The sequence below is a fragment of the Terriglobia bacterium genome (genome assembly GCA_020073085.1).
In the GTDB taxonomy this organism is placed as follows: domain Bacteria; phylum Acidobacteriota; class Terriglobia; order JAIQFV01; family JAIQFV01; genus JAIQFV01.
In genome coordinates, this window is record JAIQFV010000010.1 from 231,804 (window position 1) to 252,791 (window position 20,988).

At 56.4% G+C, this 20,988-nt stretch carries 19 protein-coding genes; 3 read left to right on the top strand and 16 right to left on the bottom strand.

Annotation, left to right across the window (positions count from 1 at the left end; genetic code table 11):
- From grpE to LAO21_12665, 7 genes are all read right to left on the bottom strand, one after another.
- Positions 1-747, bottom strand: coding sequence for a nucleotide exchange factor GrpE (gene grpE, locus LAO21_12635; GenBank protein MBZ5553562.1), 747 nt, complete (start codon positions 745-747; stop codon positions 1-3).
- 128 nt (positions 748-875) lie between these two features.
- The gene (hrcA, locus tag LAO21_12640; protein MBZ5553563.1) at positions 876-1,925 is read right to left on the bottom strand and encodes a heat-inducible transcriptional repressor HrcA; all 1,050 of its coding nucleotides are present in this window, start codon (positions 1,923-1,925) and stop codon (positions 876-878) included.
- Between the two features lie 92 nt (positions 1,926-2,017).
- Complete coding sequence (locus LAO21_12645; protein MBZ5553564.1) at positions 2,018-2,842, bottom strand: lipoate--protein ligase family protein; 825 nt, start codon at positions 2,840-2,842, stop codon at positions 2,018-2,020.
- Positions 2,843-3,315: 473 nt separating this feature from the next.
- A complete protein-coding gene (locus LAO21_12650; GenBank protein MBZ5553565.1) occupies positions 3,316-4,131 on the bottom strand; it encodes a VTT domain-containing protein in 816 nt (271 codons plus the stop codon).
- Positions 4,132-4,309: 178 nt separating this feature from the next.
- Positions 4,310-4,885, bottom strand: a complete 576-nt coding sequence (locus LAO21_12655; protein MBZ5553566.1) for a YceI family protein — start codon at positions 4,883-4,885, stop codon at positions 4,310-4,312.
- A gap of 402 nt (positions 4,886-5,287) precedes the next feature.
- Positions 5,288-6,400: an alanine dehydrogenase gene (ald, locus tag LAO21_12660; GenBank protein ID MBZ5553567.1), complete on the bottom strand. Its 1,113-nt coding sequence runs from the start codon at positions 6,398-6,400 to the stop codon at positions 5,288-5,290.
- A gap of 452 nt (positions 6,401-6,852) precedes the next feature.
- Entirely contained in the window at positions 6,853-8,346 is a 1,494-nt protein-coding gene (locus LAO21_12665) for an aldehyde dehydrogenase family protein (GenBank protein ID MBZ5553568.1), read from the bottom strand.
- 499 nt (positions 8,347-8,845) lie between these two features.
- Here LAO21_12665 and LAO21_12670 point away from each other — a divergent pair, with 499 nt between their 5' ends.
- The gene (locus LAO21_12670; GenBank protein MBZ5553569.1) at positions 8,846-9,706 is read left to right on the top strand and encodes a M23 family metallopeptidase; all 861 of its coding nucleotides are present in this window, start codon (positions 8,846-8,848) and stop codon (positions 9,704-9,706) included.
- Positions 9,707-9,732: 26 nt separating this feature from the next.
- Here LAO21_12670 and LAO21_12675 read toward each other — a convergent pair whose 3' ends face one another.
- From LAO21_12675 to LAO21_12685, 3 genes are all read right to left on the bottom strand, one after another.
- Complete coding sequence (locus tag LAO21_12675) at positions 9,733-10,233, bottom strand: biotin/lipoyl-binding protein (GenBank protein MBZ5553570.1); 501 nt, start codon at positions 10,231-10,233, stop codon at positions 9,733-9,735.
- Complete coding sequence (gene accC, locus LAO21_12680; protein MBZ5553571.1) at positions 10,230-11,777, bottom strand: acetyl-CoA carboxylase biotin carboxylase subunit; 1,548 nt, start codon at positions 11,775-11,777, stop codon at positions 10,230-10,232. Before accC ends, LAO21_12675 begins: the two co-directional genes overlap by 4 nt.
- Positions 11,778-12,036: 259 nt before the next feature.
- The gene (locus tag LAO21_12685) at positions 12,037-12,579 is read right to left on the bottom strand and encodes a hypothetical protein (protein MBZ5553572.1); all 543 of its coding nucleotides are present in this window, start codon (positions 12,577-12,579) and stop codon (positions 12,037-12,039) included.
- Between the two features lie 227 nt (positions 12,580-12,806).
- On the opposite strand from LAO21_12685, the gene LAO21_12690 reads away from it, so the two are divergent.
- Positions 12,807-13,094 carry a DUF2007 domain-containing protein gene (locus LAO21_12690; protein MBZ5553573.1) on the top strand — a complete coding sequence of 96 codons (288 nt, stop codon included), beginning with the start codon at positions 12,807-12,809 and terminating at the stop codon, positions 13,092-13,094.
- Positions 13,091-13,969 (top strand): YihY/virulence factor BrkB family protein, encoded by an 879-nt coding sequence (locus LAO21_12695; GenBank protein MBZ5553574.1) that lies wholly within the window; start codon positions 13,091-13,093, stop codon positions 13,967-13,969. The genes LAO21_12690 and LAO21_12695 overlap by 4 nt, the downstream gene beginning before the upstream one ends.
- An 89-nt stretch (positions 13,970-14,058) precedes the next feature.
- On the opposite strand, the gene LAO21_12700 is transcribed toward LAO21_12695, so the two are convergent.
- The 6 genes from LAO21_12700 to tilS form a co-directional block, all read right to left on the bottom strand.
- A complete protein-coding gene (locus LAO21_12700; GenBank protein MBZ5553575.1) occupies positions 14,059-14,751 on the bottom strand; it encodes a hypothetical protein in 693 nt (230 codons plus the stop codon).
- A gap of 120 nt (positions 14,752-14,871) precedes the next feature.
- Positions 14,872-15,714 (bottom strand): diadenylate cyclase CdaA, encoded by an 843-nt coding sequence (gene cdaA, locus LAO21_12705; protein MBZ5553576.1) that lies wholly within the window; start codon positions 15,712-15,714, stop codon positions 14,872-14,874.
- A gap of 84 nt (positions 15,715-15,798) precedes the next feature.
- Positions 15,799-16,659, bottom strand: coding sequence for a dihydropteroate synthase (gene folP, locus LAO21_12710; protein ID MBZ5553577.1), 861 nt, complete (start codon positions 16,657-16,659; stop codon positions 15,799-15,801).
- A gap of 240 nt (positions 16,660-16,899) precedes the next feature.
- Positions 16,900-18,786: an ATP-dependent zinc metalloprotease FtsH gene (gene ftsH / locus LAO21_12715; GenBank protein MBZ5553578.1), complete on the bottom strand. Its 1,887-nt coding sequence runs from the start codon at positions 18,784-18,786 to the stop codon at positions 16,900-16,902.
- A 124-nt stretch (positions 18,787-18,910) separates the two neighbouring features.
- A complete protein-coding gene (locus LAO21_12720; protein ID MBZ5553579.1) occupies positions 18,911-19,486 on the bottom strand; it encodes a hypoxanthine phosphoribosyltransferase in 576 nt (191 codons plus the stop codon).
- Positions 19,476-20,969, bottom strand: coding sequence for a tRNA lysidine(34) synthetase TilS (tilS, locus tag LAO21_12725; protein MBZ5553580.1), 1,494 nt, complete (start codon positions 20,967-20,969; stop codon positions 19,476-19,478). Before tilS ends, LAO21_12720 begins: the two co-directional genes overlap by 11 nt.
- Between the last annotated feature and the right edge of the window lie 19 nt (positions 20,970-20,988).

Here is a 20,988-nt window from a genome sequence, read left to right on the forward strand (position 1 = left end):
CTACGGGGTCTCGGAGTCGGCGCCTTCTTCTTTTCCCGAGGAGGGCTTCTTGACCATCGCCACTTTGACCATGGCCGCGCGGAGCAGTCTACCCTGGAAAGTATAGCCGCGCTGGTATTCCTCAATCACCATGTTCTCTTCCAGATCATCCCGCTCCTCATGAACCATCGCTTGATGAAAGTTGGGATCAAACTTGTGGCCCAGGGCCAGAATGGGCTTCAATCCCGCCTTCTGCAACCCGTCGGAGAATTGCTTATAGACCAGTTCCATCCCCTTCTTGAACCCTTCCAGCTCTTCGCTCGTCTCCATGTGGAGCGCGCGTTCGAACCCATCCAGAACGGGGAGCAGACTGCGGACAATTTCAAAATTCGCATAGCGCATGAACTCTGCCTTCTCTTTTTCGGTGCGCTTGCGAAAGTTTTCAAACTCGGCCTGCTTGCGGAGTAACTGGTCAAACAAGTGGGCATTTTCTTCCGTCAGCTTCTTGATCTTTTCCTGCGCTCCTTCAGGTTTGACCGCCTCAGGCTCTACTAATCGCGCGGCCACTTCTTCGATGGTCGCTTCTCCCCTCACTTCATCTTCAGCGGACGATTCCTCTTCCGATGAAGACACCTGTGACAGGGACTCCTCCGGGACGGCTTCCATCTCATGCGGGGCTTGTGCCTTCTCCACGTCGCTCGAGACTCCTCCCTTGTTGGCTGGCGGCTTTAGGTCTTTCTTCGGTGAATCTGATTTTCCAAAACTCATGGGCCGTATAACTTCCTCCATTCATGATTGCCTTAAGAAGATCGCCTAATCGGTGACGATTGCACCCTGTTGGACATCCCGCTTCGTTGAAATCTCCGATTGGGCGGGAGAATTTCCAAGGCACCTTCTCAATTCTTACTCAACATCTGGCTGACCATCTTGGCCATGTAATCGACCACGCCAATCGTCCGGTCATAGGACATCCGCTTGGGTCCGATGATCCCCAGTGAGCCCACCACCTGGCCATTGGACCAATAGGGAGCGGTAATCACGGAGCAATGGGTCAACTCGGTCCCCCGGTTCTCTGATCCAATGAAGACGCGAATTCCCACGTCGCGTGTGGTCAAACACTCGTCGAGCAACCGCAATAACCTCGATTTCTCCTCCAGGGCTCCCAGGAGCTCTTTGAGCTTTTCCACTTCCAGCACCGTCGATTCGTTGACCATTCTTGAGGCGCCATCGACGAAAACTTCCGTTGAATTCTCTTCTTCTGTGAGCTCCCGTTGCTGACAGATCAAGAGCGCCTTTTCCAACAACTCGTCGCACCGTGTCTTTTCCTCGCGGAGGCGCAGTTGCAGCTCCCGGCGTATCCCGGCAAGGCTCTTCCCCGGAAAGTTCGCCATCAGGTATTTTGCGGTCTGATCCAGTTCGCTCTGCGTAAAGGGTTCATCCATCATGAGAAGCCGATTCTGGACGATCCCGGGTTTGGTGACCAGAACGACCAGGATCCGATGCGGGGAGAGGCGGATGAACTCAATGTGCTGAAGTTCGTTCTGAACCATATGGGAGGCCACGACCAGCCCCACGTGATTTGAAATCTCGGCCAGAAGATGCGACACGCGCTCGAGGGGCTGCGGGGCCTCTTCGAATTCCCGGGAAAAGCTGGTCTTGATAAAATTCTTGTCGTCCGCCCGAATCCTCGACTCCCCCGCCAGCGCATCCACAAACAGGCGGTATCCCTTGTCGGTCGGCACGCGCCCCGCCGAAGGATGGGGTTGCACCAAATACCCTTCTTCCTCAAGCCGCGCCAGGATGCTTCGAATCGTGGCCGGACTCAGTCCCAGCTTCCGACGTCGCAGGATGGTCGCCGACCCCACGGGCTCCCCTTGTTCGATATAGGTGCGCACCAAGGTCACCAGGATTTCATGCGAGCGCGGATCTAAGTTTGCCTTAACCATTGCCTTCCAATGCACCTGTGATCTGGCAGAGTGGGGTTTCTATTCACAGTGCTCAAAAACCGAGGTAATCTTAAGATGTGATCAGGGGGGTGTCAAGCGCTAACCCCATGAGAAATCTTATCCTTGTACTTGGACATCGCCCTCAGCTCTTCCGGGCCCAGGGGCCGTACCTCGAATTGGATCGAGAATTCCGCCTCCATCCCCTCCCGTAGCAGCTGTTCCACCTCCATTCGATCTACCTGACGACCCAGCAATGATCGAAGGGTCGTGATGCTTTGAGCCAGCGCCCGTGGATCGGCCCGGGTGGCATGCGCCAGCTTCGGGATATCACAGTCCAGAAGCAGGGACCCGTGCTGAAGAAAACTCCGCTGCAGACGTTTCTGAGCGCTGCCCACGAGCTTGCGCTGGCCGACCATCAATTCATACCGGGAGGGGCTGTTGAAACAGGGATGTTTAATCGTCACCGGGTTTTGAGGGGCCTCCAAGGCGTGCGTCGGGGCATCCGCAAGAAGTGCATCGACACCCAGTCGCTTTAACCCGCGACAAAGCCCCTGCGCGATCTGCTTGTAGGTCCCGAGAACCGACGTCGAGGGGAAGATCTCCTGGTCGTTGGAGATGACCGCATACGTCAGTTCCTGATCATGCAGCACAGCCCGACCACCCGTGGGGCGGTGGACAATGTCGATGTGGTTGGCCTGGCAAAAATCGGTGTCTGCGGCCAATTCGATCTTCTGATGCTGCCCCAAAGAGAGGGTTGGCTGCTCCCACTCGTAAAATCGAACCACGGTGGCAATCCGGTCGCTCTCCTCGAGATGGTGCAGGAGCGCATCATCAATCTCCATATTGAGGGCACCCTGACGCGGCGGGTCGCTGATCAAACGCCACACTTTCTTTTCGGCATCCTTCATGTCGCTCATTAAGGAAACATTGTAATCTTCTTGGGGGAAAATCAGAAGTCGGAAGAGCAGGTGTTAGGTGTCGGGTGCCAGAGGGCAGAAGCGGAAGCCAGAAGCCGGGGGCCAGAAAAGTAGTTCTCAGTTGTCAGTTCTCAGTTGTCAGTTGCCAGAGGAACGAACCAGCAGCCAGAGGCGGGAAGCCAGAAGCCGGAAGTCAGAGGTCGGAAGCCGGAAGTCAGAAGATGCAGTAGGGGTTTTAACTTTGAACTTTGAACCTTGAACCTGGAACTGGGTTTCAAGACTTTGGACTTTGAACATGGAACTTTGAACTCTTATTACGAAAACCGGGGGAGCACGAGGATATCCTCAGCAGGGACCGCTTCGACATCGCCTTTCATTTCCGTCCAGGCTTTGAAGCCACCGCGGATCACGAAGGCATTAAAACCCTTTTCTCGAAGGAGGTGCACCAGCCTGGTGCTTGTCGCATCGTTCCTTCAAGTGCAATACAAATATATCTCCTTGTCGCGAGGCAGTTTCTCAAGTTGCTCGTTGATGGACGCCGGCTCGATGCGAATGGAGCCTTTGATGCGCTGGGCGCCATCCTCGTAATAGCCATGGCTGCGCGAGTCGGCAATCAAGATCGCCTTTGACCATTTCGGATCGGATAGCTTCTCGGCCAACTCCTGAGCGCTCACCCGAGGCACTTCCCGGTAAAGTTGGTTCTTGGAGTAAATCCGGAACCGGTGAATGGCGTACCCTAAGAGGGCGAGAATAAAGAGCCAGAGGAAAATCTGACCCAGAGAATGAATGCGGTTCACAATGCGCTCGATCCCCCGGCTGAAGAAGAATCCGAGCGCCAGGAAGGGGACGATGTAAAGCAGGCTTCCCAGCAGATCGAGCGCGAGGAACTGGCGGAGCTTCATTCTCAGGCTCCCTGCCAGAGGAGGGGCCATGGTGTTGATGCCGGGAATGTACTTCGCAAAAACGAGGGTGATCCGTCCCCGCCTGTAAAACGATTCGGCGGACCGAAGGATGCAAGTCTCGGGGCTGGCGGAGACTTTGCAGAGAAATCCGAGAATCCACCAGCCTGACTTTCTGCCAAGAAAATAGAGGACCGTATCTCCCAACAACATCCCGAAGACCGCCGTCAACAGGACGATTGTGAGGCTCAGGGAACCGAGCATCGACGCCGCGCCCGCCGCCAGAAGAAACGGGAACGCCGGGATCGGCAACCCCAGGGCCTCAAGAAAAACACTGGCGAATAGGATCGCATACCCGTAGCGATCAAGAAGATGCAAGATGTGGTCCATGGATCTGTCCTCATCGGGCACAGATGAATGCAGACTACGCGGAGAGGCCAGAGGGGATTGGAAATTGCGGTCTTGGCAATCTATGCGATGGCCGGACCTGCCGAGACAGACCAACCACTCATTTGCGTGTCCGCCTGGCCGCGAAACCAGTATTCACGGCTTCCATCACCACCCCCAATTACTTCGCCTTCACGGCCTCGGCGGCGATTTCGATCTTCACGTCGTTGCCCACCACGAGGCCGCCCCCATCGAGCGTCTTCCCATAATTCATTCCGTAATCGCGCCGATCCAATGTTATTCCGGCTTCGATACCCATCCGGGTTCCGCCCCACGGATCTTTGATTTTGCCGGTAATGGTAAAGGGCAACGAGATCTCTTTCGAAACCCCATGCATCGTCAGCGTTCCGACGGCGACATAGCCGTCCCCTCTCTTTTCAATGCGCTGACTCTGGAAGGTGAGCTCGGGAAACTTTTCCGCATCCAGGAAGTTTGCACTACGCAAATCCTTGTCCCGGTTGGGAGTACCTGTATCGATGCTGGCCGCTTTGATGGTCACGTTGACCGACGATTTCGTGATATCCCCCTCGTCGTACAAAAGCGTGCCCGTAAACTCGGTGAATTTCCCCTTTACGCTGTTGATCACCAGATGCCGGATCGAAAATCCGATCGAGCTGTGGACCGGATCCAGCGCGTATTTATCAGCACTGAAAACAGCATTGACCAGAAACAAGCTCAGGAGCAACGCCCAAACCATTTTCTTCAAACGCATTTTGCTTTCCTTTCTTCCGTTTCGAGGTTAGTGAAATGATGCGACACTGCCTTGCGTCCCGAGGCACCCCGCCTCTCGCCCCCTGCAAAGGAGCCAACTTTGTTTCTCTGTAATGTTACAAAAAGGAGGAGATTTTAGAAGGTTGTTTGAGTTGATGCAATCATTTTCCTGGGTCCCACATCGCGCCCTTGCGAGACTTCAATCCGGTTTTAAAGAGAAATAAACTGTGGAATCGCGGATAAAACGACCACCGCCCTTAGAAAAGGGCAGCGGTGGCTGCCAGGGTTCCGTTTTGTCACAGGCGAACAGTCGGCGGGATCGAGGTCGAATCACACTCCGGATTGGGGAGGTTCATTCATTCCCCCACTCTCGCCCTGACTCTCGAAGCTACAAAAGGTTCTCAATCGGCGTGTGTCTCAGTCTCTGCGCCCTGGCCACGGCTTCATAGGTGAGATGTCCGCGGTAGGTGTTGACCCCCTCGCGCAGCGCCGCACTCGCCTTCACGGCTTTGAGAAAACCATGGTTGGCAAGTGCCAGGCCAAACGGGAGGGTGGCATTGGTCAACGCGAAGGTGGACGTGCGTGGAACCGCACCCGGCATGTTGGCGACACAGTAGTGCAGGACCCCGTCAACAAAAAAAGTAGGATGGCTGTGGGTGGTCGGACGGGTGGTCTCAACACACCCTCCCTGATCGACCGCCACATCCACGATCACACTCCCTTTTTTCATCTCACGAATCATCCTGCGGGTCACCAACTTGGGCGCCGAAGCCCCGGGAATCAGCACCGCCCCCACGAGGAGATCGGCCTTCTTCGAACTCTCTGAGATGGTGTGTGTATTGGAAGCCAGCGTCGCGACGCGTCCATTAAAGACGTCATCAATGTAGCGGAGCTGGTTGAGGCTTTTATCCAGGATGGTGACCTGAGCTCCCAAGCCCATGGCCATCTTCGCGGCGTTCATCCCCACGACGCCACCCCCGATAATGACCACCTGTGCGGGCGGCACGCCGGGAACACCCCCCAACAGGACCCCGCGTCCGCCATTAATCTTTTCCAGGTACTGCGCCCCGACCTGGATGGACATGCGACCCGCCACCTCGCTCATTGGAGTGAGCAATGGCAAGCTCCCGTCTGTTTCCCGGATGGTCTCGTAGGCGACGGCAGTGACTTCCCGATCGAGCAACGCGCGGGTCAGCTTGGGCATGGGTGCCAGATGGAAATACGTGAAGATGATCTGTCCCTTCCGCATGCCTTTGAACTCGGACTCCAAAGGCTCTTTGACCTTCACAATCATTTCCGCTTTTTTCCAGACCTCCGCGGCCTGCGCTACGATTCGGGCCCCTGCGGCCCGGTATTCCGCATCGCTGATCCCGCTTCCTTCTCCCGCGTGCGCCTCCACCAAGACGGTGTGGTGATGGTCCGCCAGGGCACGCACCCCCGCAGGAACCAAGCCGACCCGGTTCTCGTTGTCCTTGATCTCCTTGGGAACTCCGACAATCATGATATGAGGCCTCCGCAGTCAAAAATTGGCGCTGAGTATAACACTCCGAAAAATTGAAGTCGAGATGAAGTTCGGCCCGGCCGGGAGGCCGGCGTAGGGGTTCGAAAAATCCTCCGGGCCGTGTAACCCTGGCGTCCGCATGGACGTCTAGTACTGGTGCTAGGGTGAGAGTTCGGCGAGACAGCAAACGAAGTGACTGTCCTTCGTCTTGGGTGGTGTTCCTGCCGGACAGTCCTCGGTTCTTCCATCCAGGACTGCCGACGAAATCTCATTCGGCGCCTCCTGTTGAAGGGCCCCGGTTCGCCGGGGCCTTTTTTTGTCCGGGTTGAAGGCCGATGCGAAACGTGTCCGTCCTCGCAACATCGCTCGGGCGGTTCGTCCGTTCGCCCGACGAAAGACCCCCGGTCTTGTACCTCCTGCTCAAATGCATGCCGCGGCGACCCGAAGCCCCCTCAATTATTGTCGATCTGGGCTCGCTGCAGTTTTCCGGAATAATCGATATACACGGACTTCCACTCGCTAAAAACATCAAGGGCGGCGGTTCCGGCCTCGCGATGTCCATTCCCCGTATTCTTCGTTCCGCCAAAGGGGAGGTGTACCTCCGCCCCAATGGTGGAAGCGTTGACATAGAAGATCCCCGTATACATGTCGCGCATGGCATTGAATGCCCGGTTCACATCCTGCGTGTAGATGGCTGACGAGAGGCCGTAGTCCACGCTGTTGCCAATCGCAACGGCTTCATCAAAACTATTGCAAGGAATGACCGAGACGACGGGCCCAAATATCTCTTCGCGCGCAATGCGCATCTTCGGATCCACATCCCCAAAAATCGTGGGCTCATGGAACCAGCCCTTGGAATAGACCCCCTTGGTCAGCCGATTTCCTCCGCAAAGCAGGTCGGCCCCTTCCTTTCGCCCGATCTTGACGTAGTTCAAAACCGTGTTGAGCTGGCTTTCATTGATTGAAGGTCCCATCTCCACCTCGGGGTTCAGGCCGTTTCCCACCCGAAGCTTCTTTGCCCGTTCCACGAACATCTTGATGAATTCCTTGTAAGCCCGCTTGTGGACCACGATCCGGGACGAGGCGGTGCACCGTTGGCCGGTGGTTCCAAAACCGCCCCATATCGCACCGTCGACGGCCAGGTCCAGCTTGGCATCGTCCATCACAATAATGACGTTTTTGCCTCCCATCTCCAAGTGGCAGTGTTTAAACTGCGGTGCGCAGGCCTCACTTACGGCGCGGCCCACATTCGTTGACCCGGTGAATGAGACGACCTTCACGTCGGGATGCGTCATGAGCGGGTCCCCTACGTCCGATCCCGATCCCGTCACAAGATTCAACACGCCCTTGGGCAAACCGCACTCATCGAGGGTTTTGACCAGGTTGATGGCCGACAGCGGGGTGTCGGTCGCCGGTTTGATGACCACCGTATTCCCGCACACCAGGGCCGGCATGATCTTCCACGAGGGAATCGCCATGGGAAAATTCCACGGTGTGATCATCGCGCACACCCCCAACGGCATCCTTACACTCATCTGGAACTTGTTGGGCAATTCCGAGGGCGTCGTCTGCCCAAACATGCGGCGCCCTTCGCCGGCCATATAAAAGCTCATGTCGATGGCTTCCTGCACATCCCCCCGCGTTTCGTCCAGCACTTTGCCCATCTCACAAGTCATCTCGCGGGCGAACTCCTCCTTTTTCTCAACCAACCGATGCGCCGCCCGAAAAATGATCTCTGCTCGTTTCGGGGCTGGAAAGAGCCGCCATGTCTCGTAGGCTTTCTTTGCCGTCGCCACTGCCTTCTCGACGTCACGGCGGTCGGACTTCTGAAACAACCCGATCAACTCGTCCGTGTTGGCGGGGTTGCGGTTCTCAAACGTCTTTCCTGTGTGCGAATCAACCCACTCGCCACCAACAAAATTCTTATAGACCTGCGCTTTACTCATGAGTCCTCCTCAGGTTAAGTCGTGCGGAACTCCCCGAATCAAGACGAAAGGAATGGAAGGGACCGAACGCAGTGGCGGATCTGTCATCCGAGGATGGGATGCTCTTGACTTTCAGCGTCGGAGACCAATTCCCCACTGACTGTAACAAAACGTCACAGGAGCGTCAAGAATGGCCACCTTTCTCTGGCGCAGTGATTTACATCACTCACTCTTGTCACAATGCAGGTAAGATGAAGCCGTGAATTCAAAATGTTTCGATTCGATTCACAAGTTCACAACCGCGGTTTCAGCTTGCGTATTCCTGTGACCTTTGCTATGGTCTTGACGTTTTCCGTCAGGCCTGATGTTCCTTATTGGCAAGTCCGGGCCACTACAACACAACAAACCTGAGTCAGAGCGGTTTTCCTGTCCTGTTGTGTTGACCTTTTCCTTAAACCAAAGGCCACTCCTCAGCCGTTAATAAGTCTATCCTAGTCGAGTCTAATAGTCAGGGGGACCAATGGAGAAGCGGTTTTATACTTTTATCGTTGCACACCATGCAACAGCCCGCCTTCATAAGATCCGGATCCCGCGTTTTGTCCTCTACACCGTTCTGGTGACGAGCTTGATTGGCATCATCTCCGTCGTAGTGATGACCTCAACGTACATCCGCATGGTGGCGAAGACTTTCGATTACAACACCCTCCGCAAACAAAAGGAAGCCCTCCAACTGGAAAACCTGAACATGCGGGTGTCTACCAGCCAAATCGATGAAAAAATCTCGGTCATCGAAGCGCTCGCCAAGAAGCTGAGCGTCACCTCCGGCTTGGACAAACAAGCCCTCAAGCCCAATGCGGGCGGCATCGGGGGTTTTCGCGAACCGGCGGGCCAGCTACCCACCCTGGAAGCGCTCAAGCAAAATGCCTCGAGCCTCGAATTCCAGTTGCGACGCCTCGATCAATATTACGTCGAGATGGCAAAGAAGATGGTGGCGATGCCGTCCCTTTGGCCGGTGCACGGCTATGTCACGGGACGCTTCGGTCTTCGGAATGACCCCTTGAACGAGGAAGGCGAGGTTCATGTCGGGGTGGATATTTCGACGCCTTATGGAAACAAGATCATCGCGCCCGCGGACGGCCTGGTTATTTTTGCCGAACCCCGGGCTGGGTACGGGAACATTATCGTTTTGGATCATGGTTTTGGCGTCACCACCCGCTATGGCCACCTCTCCGCTTTCAAAGTTAGAGAAGGTCAATATGTGAAACGCGGAGATGTGATGGGTTACGTCGGCTCAACGGGCCGTTCGACGGGCGCTCATCTCCATTACGAAATCCGCATTCATGACAATCCCGTCGATCCCATGAGGTACATGAAGGGATAAACAAGCGCGCATCGAGCAACGGGGACCTACTCAATGACCATCAACTCTTCACCCGCGTTGACGGTCTTTCCCTCGTGCGCATTCAAACTCTTGATTGTCCCGCTTCTTGGGGCTTTGAGTTCGTTTTGCATCTTCATGGCCTCAACCACTACCACTCCCTGCCCCGGCTCGACAGCCTGACCTTCCGCCACCAGCAACCGCACGACCTTTCCGGGCATGGGCGAGCTGATCGACACCTCGCCGCTGGAATCCGCATGGCGGTGGCGGAGCGATTTCAATTTTCTTGGGTCGACCAGCTCCAACGTGATTCGGCGATCCCGAAGTGCGACGTGGAATTCCCCGTCGCGCAGGGCATCGACATGAACGTCAAAGACCTTTCCTCCCCACACGATCGAGTACCGCCCCGGAGAAACGTCAATGATATCAGCCTCGTAACGGGCCTCTTGGATCTGCAGTTCGACCCGCGGGCCGGACCGGTGAATCTCCAACGGAAGTGATTGATTGTCTAGGTACGCTTCGAACTTCACCGGGAGTCTTTCCTCTCAAGAACTTTCTTGCGTCCTGCCCATTTCCACCGGCTCCCCGTGGTTTCGCCGGTCGTCAAAGCGAAATGGGGACTGGATCCATTCCTCAGGGCATGAACGGACGCGGCCATGAGCGCCACAATCCGGCTCTCATCCAGGGGGGCGGGTTGGGAGGCCGGCGCGGCATTGGTCTCCATCGATTCCTCCCCCAAGACCTTATCGATAAAACCCGTGTCATAATTTCCCGACAGAAAATCGGGGTGTCGCAGGATCTTTTGATAGAACGGGATGCCTGTCTGAATCCCCATCACCTCGTACTCCAAAAGCGCCCGGCGCAAGCGCCCAATCGCCTCTTCGCGGGTCGTCCCCCAGGTTGACAGCTTGGCGAGCAAGGGATCGTATTCAAGAGGAACGTCCCATCCCTCATAGGCGCCGCTGTCGATCCGCACTCCCGGTCCCGCGGGGCGTCCCAAGACGGTCAACCGGCCCGGAGACGGATAGAAATGGTTGTAGGGGTCCTCGGCGTAGATGCGACATTCGATGGCTGCGCCGCGAGGGAGGATGTCTTTCTGGGAAAAGTGCAGAGCCTCTCCCGCCGCGATCGAAATCTGTTCTTTGACCAGGTCAATCCCGGTCACCCATTCGGTGATGGGATGCTCCACCTGCAGCCGGGTATTCATCTCCAGAAAGTAAAAGTCCCGCCGGGAATCGACAAGAAACTCAACTGTGCCGGCGTTGACGTAACCACAGGCCCGTCCGACGGCGACCGCTGCCTCCCCCATGTGCCGGCGGATCGAATCGTTGATGAAGGTCGAAGGGGTTTCTTCCATGACCTTCTGATGGCGACGTTGGATGGAGCACTCGCGTTCTCCCAGGTGGATGACATGCCCGTGTGCATCCGCCAGAATCTGAATTTCGATGTGCCGGGGCTGGTCGAGAAATTTCTCAATATAAATCGCGTCATTGCGGAAAGCGTTCAAGGCTTCCGAGCGGGCCGTGCGCACCGCAGATTCCATTTCGGCCTCGCATTTCACGAGCCGCAACCCTTTGCCTCCTCCTCCCGCCGCCGCTTTGACCATGACCGGAAAACCGATTTCTCTCGCGATGCCACATGCCTCGCGGTCATCTGAAACCGGTTCGATCGTGCCCGGTACAATAGGAACTCCCGCGCTCTTCATCGCAGCCCGGGCTGAAATCTTGGATCCCATCAACTGCATGGCGGAGGCCGGTGGACCGATAAAAGCAATCCCGCCCCGCTCGCACGCTTCAGCAAAATCGGCATTCTCGGACAAGAAGCCATAGCCCGGATGAATGGCCTCCGCACCCGTCTTTTTTGCGGCCGCAATAATCTTGTCAATCGAGAGATAGCTTTCCGAGGCGGGCGGAGGACCAATCAAGACGGCCTCATCGGCCATGCGGACGTGGAGGGAGGCTCGATCCCGCTCCGAATACACTGCAACCGTGGGGATCCCCATTTCACAGCATGCCCGGATGACACGGACGGCGATCTCACCTCGGTTGGCAATCAGGATTTTTTTAAACACCATCGGGATGATTGGGCAAAGAGTTTGAGCCCGAATGATCTCTCCTGGCAGTCTCAAGAGCAGGGCTGCGACCACCTGCTCCGTTCGGGGACGACGGGCGCAGCCTGAGGAAAGTCGTTATTCTGAACTGACTGAGCGGATAGGGAAACTGGATTCTTGAGGGATTCAGGATCCCTCAGCACAAAGTCCTGGGGGACCAGGACCTCTTTTCAAATTTTCAGACAAGTCCGTTCCGAGACGGCGCTCTCCAGCGCTTTCCCCGCTACCTCCTGAAATTGTGTCTCTGGAATGCAAACGGCTGGAAGAAGGGACGGCCAAAGAAGAACCCACCGCCCCCAAATCCAAATGAGTTTCCCAAAGAGAAAGCATTGCGGCGATTTCCAAATAACAAGAAGCTCGAGGATGCAAAGGGCGACCGGAACCTCGACCTCCCTGGACCCCAGGAAGAGTTCCCAAACCCGATGGACAGCGGTGGCCAGTAGCCCAGTCCATTCATTTGAAAATCGGCCAGTCTGTCCCCCTCGCGTGTTCTGCCCGTCAGGACATCAATATCCCTCGGGTCGTAAGGGCGACGGACCCTCATTCTTTCCAAAAACCATTGTTTCACATCCGGATCAATGGATGGAATCTCGGACGAGGAGGCTCCGGGTGGCTGGGTATCGGCCTTGGCCGGTTCCCCCTTCGTGGCTGGGACGGAAGATGGATTGGACGGTGCGGCCGACTGTGCCCACTCCATGCCAGCAAACAACCCCACGCCCAGCACCGTCAACAATAATGCCGTCAAACGATGGATTCGATGTATCATGGCATCCTCTCAACGCGGTTGTCGAATTGGTCCGTTGTTTCTATTATAATCTGCGTGTCAATGAAAACGATGAGGGAGATGGGGGGACGCCGCGAGAGGACACCTTTATCTGGTTTTGCGGGAGATTTACTTTCTTCATCTTTGGATCAAGTGACGCACCCTTCTGATCCCATCCGGGATTTCGTTTTGCTTCGCTTTTAGATTGTATCTCGGGAAAGGGGACGATGATGCCCATCGATGAACACCTCGACCGCGAAAGGCTGGTGGAGGTCGCTATAACCCACAATGAGGTAGAGGCCAATATCATCAAGAGCCTCCTTGATGCCGCCGGGATCGATTGCCTGCTCGTGACGCAGACACCTCACAATGTTTTACCCGTGAATATCAATGGACTGGGCGCATTCAAGATCAAGGTCCTGGACCACAGCGTGGGGGCTGCCAAGGCGGTTATCCAGGATTATGAAAACCAGGATTTTGAAAGCACCGAAGCGATTGACGAGGAACCGCCCGTATGAGCCAGAAGAACGGCCGCTCCACGGCAAAGGCCGGCACTCTTTCGACGACGGGGCATGACTTCCTCAATACTTTCAAGCGAGCCTTCCGTTCATTCCTGCAGAGCGATTGCGGCAGTCTTTCCGCGGCGATTGCCTTTTACAGTCTTCTTTCCCTCTTTCCTCTGGTGATGAGCCTGGTCAGCTTGAGTGGATTCCTGATCCGGCAAACCGGCTCCGAAGAGGCCCTCATTCACCGAGCAACACTCTGGCTGCCCGCCGGGGCCGAGATCATCCAGGAAAACCTCAAGTCCATTTCAAAGAACTTCGGTCGCGTCCAGCTGATCTCACTGCTGCTGCTGTGGTGGAGCGCATCGGGGGTCTTTCTCCCCATGGAAACCGCGTTAAACCGGGCCTGGCGCGTTCCGAGGAGCCGCAGTTACTGGCGACGCCATCTGCTCGCCCTGGGGATGTCCCTGCTTTGCGGAACCCTTCTCGTTTTTTCGCTGGGGGTCACCGCAGCGCAACGGCGGATGGCGCACCTGGCGCGGACCTCCCAAGGGGATTGGAGTAACCCCGCCTTCTTCTCCCCTCTCGTCCATTTCATGTTTCTCTTCACTCCCATCGTCTTCTCGGTCATCACCTTCATTTTGATTTATTGGATCGTTCCCAACCAGCCGATCAAGCTTCGGGCGGTGTTGGGGGGAGCCCTCATGGCAGCCGCCCTCTGGGAGGTCGCCAAGTATTTGTTCGCGGTCCTCATGCCATTCTTCAATTATCGCCACCTTTACGGCTCGCTGGGTGCTGCCGTCGCCATCATGATGTGGGGATATATCTCCTCTCTGATCCTGCTCTTCGGAGCGGAATTTGCGGCGGCCTCTGGAAGCGGTCGAGCCTGAAAGTGACATGGGGAAATCGCGGAATCTTCGCGGCAGGGGCGCATAGCTTTGCGCCCCTGCGTTGAACCACGCACGATTTTGGAACAGTTTCAATGATCTTTGCTTCCGGTAGGATTCTTTCCTGCGGGCACGTTCGTGGGGGGCAGGGCGATTCGGACGTCGACCTTCTCAACGGAAAGCCGAACCGTGGGATCGTCAACCGACAGACTCACCGAAAGCTTTTGATTAGGAGCGACCCGAGCCAGGTCAATCAAGTCGGTGGACACCTGGGTAAGATCATTCACCCTCGATTCGGGCCCTTCCACCTGCACCTCAGCGGGTTCCGCGTCAAGTCTTGGTGTGCCTTTGAAATCCCCCAGGGACCCCTTCCAGCGGACATTTACGGGAAGGGTTTTGCGGATCGTGCGTTCCAGACGCAGCTTGACGTGGGTGGGGACAACCCGGATCACTTCAACTCCCACGGGGGCCTGGACGCTGACATTATTCAAAGGATAGGTATGCTCACCCAGGAAGGGGTGGGAGAGATCGATGGAAATGTACATGTCGGCAGCGGTCAGTCGCTTGATCAACTTGGCGGACGCTCGCGCCCTCACGTTCACCGAATTGATCACGTCCCCCACGACCTCGACGCCTTCCGGCATGTTTCGAAGCTCTAGGGGGACATTGAACCCGACTTCCGCTATATCTTCGCTGGTAATAATCCGCCAGAACGCAAACGCCAAGACCAGGGAAAAGAATTTGAGTCCAATATTCTGAGTGAAAACTTGACGAAAAATTTTCATGCGTGGTTGTTAGGCCTCAAGGCCTTCGCGGCATCCTCAAGGGCGAGGAGCGCATTGATGTCCCGTCACTTGAGATGACCCCTCACAGCGCAATCGCGGAGAGCATCCCTTTCAGAGGGATCAACTCTGTACCCGGGATTTCTCAGTGGCCGCGGCCGGTTCTGAGGCAGCGGGTCTCGTCGGAGCCCGTCGAAGAGACAATTGGAAGAGCTGGTATAACCGTTTTTTCAGCTGTTCTCCATCCAAGGCGCGTTCAATCTGCCCGCCCTCTGCAATGCTGATGACCCCCGTTTCTTCAGAAACCACGACCGCCACAGCATCGGTTTCTTCGGTGATCCCGATAGCAGCCCGGTGCCGTGTTCCCAACTCCTTGCTCAGCCGGGGATCCAGGGTGAGCGGCAAAAAACACGCGGCCGAAGCAATCTTATTCCGTTGGACAATCACGGCGCCGTCATGCAGCGGCGTATGGGGATTAAAGATGGTCATGAGGAGATCGTAAGAAAGCTGAGCGTTCAAGGCCACGCCGCTCTCAATGTAAGTCTTTAGGCCAATTTCACGCTCCAACACGATCAATCCGCCGATGCGCTGGGAGGAGAGCGCCGTCACGCTCAGCACGATTTCATCGTACACATCGGAGAATCGCATCGGGGTCAAAGACCGCCAGAAAGGGTTCTTGCCGATGGAGGCGAGACCGCGGCGGATCTCCGACTGAAAGATGATGATGATCGCCAAAAAGAAGAACGGGAGCAGGTTGGTCAGGATCCACTGGACGGTTTCAAGATGCCAACGCCGCGAGAGGTAATAGAAGACCGTGATGATGATGATGCCGAAGGCCATCTGCGCGCCGCGAGTGCCGCGCAACAGCACCAGGACCTGATAAATGATGATCGCAACAATCAGGATATCGAGGACATCATTCCAGGTCATCCGGGTGAAATCGAATAATTGAAGCAATTGGCTCATGGTCCGGGGTTCACCCCTGCATCCTCACGGTCGATTCATCACGCCGGTTACGCTTCCTGCACAGGACTGTCGATCAAAAACACCTCAAATCCGCTGATTGAGGATGGCGTCAGCCACTCTCACCACTTCGACCGATTCCGCCACATCGTGGACGCGCACGATATGGACCCCTTTCAACACCGCAATCGCCACCGTCGCCGCGCTCCCCAGCAGCCGATCGGTCACCGGGCGTTGCAGTACCTTCCCCAAAAAGGATTTGCGCGACGTCCCAATGCACACCGGAGCTTTCAAGCAAGCCAGATCCTCGAGCCGGCTCAAGATCCGGACATTCTCTGCCGCATCTTTTCCGAACCCGAACCCCGGATCAATCAGGATCTGTCGACGGGCAATCCCCGATTCCCTGGCCCGTTCGATCATCCCGCGCAACTCCTTAAGAACGAATTGTACCACAGCACGCCGCGGCGACAGATGCTTCCATGATTGCGGGTCACCGCGCATGTGCATCAGCACCATCGGGACACGGTGGCGGCGGGCGACGTCGTACATCCGGGGATCCCAGCGGCCTCCACTGATATCGTTGAGCATGCCTGCGCCCAATTTCAAGGCCCGCAGCGCCACCTCCGACTTGTATGTGTCGACGGAGATGGGAATCGAAATCCTCCCCTTCAACCGTTCCAGAACGGGCACCAGACGATGCAGCTCCTCTTCAAAAGGCACACGCCTCGAGCCGGGGCGGGTGGACTCTGCACCAATATCAAGGATGTCGGCCCCTTCACGCTCGATCTCGCTCGCCCGCTCCACCGCGCGATCCACGTCCAGATACCTTCCCGCGTCGGAAAATGAATCCGGAGTTACATTCAAAACACCCATGATGAGAGTCCGCTCTCCCAGGCGAAGAGTTCGATCAGGAAGCTTTAGAGAAAATCTCTTTCGACGGAGTTGCATGTGCGCAGAATAGAGAAGGGATACGGTTGAGTCAAGCCAATGAATTGGACCGAGACGGGGGAAAACGTTCCATGAACTTTCTTCAACAAGGAAAATGAATTCCCTCCGTCGAAAAACGCGCCCCCGGGGATCGCGATGCATGGCGCGGGGTCACCTTCGGGGGGCTCCAAGCAAAAAAAATGCCACTTTGAATATCCAAAGTGGCATTTGATCTCGAGGGATACACCTGGTCCGATCACCCTAAGCAGGCGCCGGGCGATCTCCCGTCTTGGGATTAAAAGCGGGAATGGGTTTCTGCGGGGTCGCCGCCGGCGACAGCACGTTCTGAGGGGCCGTGGAAGTCGGTGCGATCGTTCGTTCCTGCAACGGCAACCCGTCAATGAGGCGTTTGATCTCATTGGCGTCGAGCACCTCGCGTTCGAGCAGCGCTTCCGAAATTTTGATGAGCTTGTCGCGGTGTTCATTGAGAACGCTCTTTGCCTGCGCGTACCCCTGCATAATGATTTTTTTGACTTCCTGATCGATCTTGATGGCAGTGTCTTCGCTGTAATCGCGATGCTGGGAGATCTCCCGGCCCAGGAAGATCTGCTCTTCCTTTTTGCCAAAGGTGAGGGGGCCCATGTCGCTCATACCATATTCGCATACCATGCGCCGCGTCAGTTCCGTGGCCTGTTCGATATCATTGCCGGCTCCGGTGGTCAGGTGCCCCAGGAACATCTCCTCGGCCACACGTCCCCCCATCATGATGGCGATCTGACCCTCCAAGTAAGACTTCGTGTAGGTGTGCTTGTCGTCGACAGGCAGCTGCTGGGTGAGGCCCAGCGCCATGCCGCGCGGAATTATGGTTACTTTGTGGAGGGGGTCGGCCCCCGGAGTCATGGCAGCGACCAGGGCATGGCCCGCCTCGTGATAGGCGGTGTTGCGTTTCTCAGCATCACTGATAATCAGAGACTTCCGTTCAACGCCCATCAGGACCTTGTCCTTGGCGCTCTCAAAATCTTCCATGATAACCGATTTTCGATTCAACCGCGCCGCCACCAGCGCCGCTTCATTGACCAGGTTGGCAAGATCGGCGCCTGAGAAACCCGGTGTCCCGCGCGCCAGCACTGAAATGTCGACATCCGCCGCCAGCGGAATCTTTCGGGTATGGACCTGGAGGATCCCTTCACGGCCCCGCACATCCGGCCGGGCCACCACGACACGGCGGTCGAACCGACCGGGCCGCAGGAGGGCGGGATCCAGCACGTCGGGACGGTTCGTCGCGGCGATAATGATCACGCCATCATTCGATTCAAAGCCATCCAACTCCACCAGCAACTGGTTCAGGGTCTGCTCGCGTTCGTCGTGTCCACCCCCCAGGCCGGCGCCCCGATGGCGCCCGACGGCATCGATTTCATCGATGAAAATGATGCACGGCGCATGTTTTTTGCCCTGCTCGAAAAGATCGCGCACGCGGCTCGCGCCCACGCCCACAAACATCTCTACAAAATCGGAACCGGAGATGGAGAAGAAGGGAACGTTGGCCTCCCCCGCAATAGCGCGTGCCAAAAGGGTCTTCCCGGTTCCGGGAGGACCCACCAGCAACACCCCTTTGGGGATCCGGCCGCCGAGCTTTTGAAATTTCTGGGGTTCCTTGAGGAACTCGATGATCTCCTGGAGCTCGTCCTTCGCTTCCTCGACCCCGGCCACGTCCTTAAAAGTCACTTTCTTCTGTTGTGAGCTTAACAGCTTGGCCCGGGATTTACCGAAGCTCAGCGCCTTGTTTCCGCCACTCTGCATCTGCCGCATCATGAAGATCCAGAAGGCGACCAGAATCAGGATCGGCGCCCACCAACCCAGCAAGGCTGAGATCCACGAGTTCTGGCTTGATTTCTTCCCGTTGACGGTGACCCCTTTTTCCCGCAGAAGCTTCATCAGATCGGGATCCTGAATGGGGATCGTGGTTTTAAAGGTATCCTTGTTGTTCTTGTATTTGCCGGTGATCTCATCGTTGTCAGTGATCGTTACCTCTTGAACCTGGTCCTGGTTGACGGAATTCACAAATTCACTGTACGAGGGTTCCTTTGCCCGCGGCTTGCCCTGAGAACTCTGATACACCTGCCACAACAGGACTGCCGTGACGATCATCGCAATCCAAACAATTGCAGTTTTTAAACCTGAACTCAAAATTTCCTCCAGCGGTTAACCACTTCGTCCTTGACTTGGCCCCGGCCCGCGAAAGCTCCCCAACCGGCTGATCCCACGAAATGGGCTATCCATCCCCTTCGCCCCGCAACGCCAGCACCATGTCGGGCGCCGAGGCTGACCGTCCTCGCAGCATGGCCAGGGATGGGAAGTTTCGATAACGTTCATCGGTGCCCAGCCCGTACCCCACCACAAACTGGTCATGGACGGTAAACGCGGCATATGCTGCCACGGCGGGGGACCGGCGCAATTCGGGCTTATCGATCAACGCTACGATTTTAAGCGAAGCAGGCCCTTGCAGCAAGATATTTCTGGAGAGGAAATCGGCGGTGATTCCCGTGTCCAGCGCCCCCACGACCAGCAACACGTGGCGGTTGGCCAGATTGGTCACTGAAGTGTAAAAGATCTTCTTGTATCCCACCATCTCCTCAACCCCCTCTTCCGTAATCGCCTTAATGAAGAGGCACGTGACTGGCTGCTGGATGGCCCGAACAAGGTCCGCCATGAAAACGAACGAATCCTCCACCGTCCCGACACACACAAGCTCTTTCCCGGAATAGTCGCGGGTGATCATGCGGCCCATTTCGCGAACACGCTCGGCGATCTGCTCTGCAGTATAAATGACTTGAATTTCATTCTCCACGTTGGTGCTCCTCAGTAATCATGAGAATTTGGCGGCTCGAGTCAGCGACTGCCACACACTCCGACTCTGCACATCCGCGCGCCCAAACAACGTCGTCTCCCGCGATGAGGAGGGGCCATCTCGTCCGCTCTCTTGCGGCAATCTGACATGCGGACAGCAAATCATGAACCTTGACCACGTGACCGCTTCCACGGGGTTGATAACGATCCCCCGGTTGCAGGTTCCTCACGATGAGTTTACCAGACCCGGCCGGATTCAAACACAAGGAAATCTTGGAATAATCAAAACAGGCCGTCGTTGGAAGTTGGCCGTCTTCCCCTGCGCGGTTGCCGGTCCCGCAGGCAAATTCCTTGTGTTCTTCAGCTCGCCACATGGCGCGATCTATCAAGCGACTCGTCCAAACCAACCCCCGGTAAGGGATTTGCACCGAACCCGGGACGGGCAACACCACTTCGTACTCCGGGCGCCCGGCCGGGTCTTCGGAAAAGAAATGCAGTCTTTCAAAGACGCGCTCCACCCGGATTCCGGAGGGAAGGTCCAGCAAATCTCCGCTTTGCCCTACGTCAATGAGTCTTTGAATGGAGGCCACATGGTCCTCATCAATCCCCAACAAGTTCCCCTTGACGGCCTCCACGGCCAGCCGGATGACACGCCTCCGGATCGGGGAACCGAGCTGTGTGAGGGGAGGTGTGGGTAAAGCGACGCTGTCCCCGAAACCCTCGCTCCGTTCTACCCGCAAATGAAACTGTTCAAACCAGTCCTGGGCGATCCCAGCCAGGAAACTTTCTTCTTCACGACATTGGGCGGCGGTATGTGCCAGTCTTTGCACAATCGCGGAATTGTAATTTTCAGCCAGCAGGGGCAAAAGCTCATGGCGAATGCGATTTCGGGTCCGTCGCAGATCCCGGTTGGTGGAATCCTGACGCCACGCGAGATGACCCTCCTCAAGAAAGTCTTCAACCTCTTCACGGGTGATCTCCAGCAGCGGCCGGACAAAATACCCCTCCCTCATGGGATGAATGGATCCGAGACCTCGCATCCCTGCGCCGCGAAACAAGCGCATCAGGAAAGTCTCCGCTTGATCATTTGCCGTGTGCCCAAGAGCGACCTTTTCGACCTGTTCAGAACGGGAAAGACCTTTCAGAAATTGGTAGCGACACTCCCGGGCAACTGCCTCCTCGTTCCTGTGGCTGGTCACGGCCAACTGATGCACGTTTTCAGATCCCACAATGCACTTCAGGCCCAGCTTCTCGGAGAGTTGGAGGACGAACTGTTCATCCCCGTCCGATTCTTCGCCGCGGAGTTGATGATTGTAGTGAGCCACAAGCAGGGTCAAGGAGAATCTCGTTGCGAGTTGGCATAAAAGGACCAACAAGGCGACGGAATCCGGCCCGCCCGACACGGCGACCGCCACCCGCTCCCCTCCGGCGAACATCCGGTGGGAGGTAATCGTCCGTAGGATTTTTTCGTGAATGGAGCCCATAGGCAATGCAAGCGAGGCC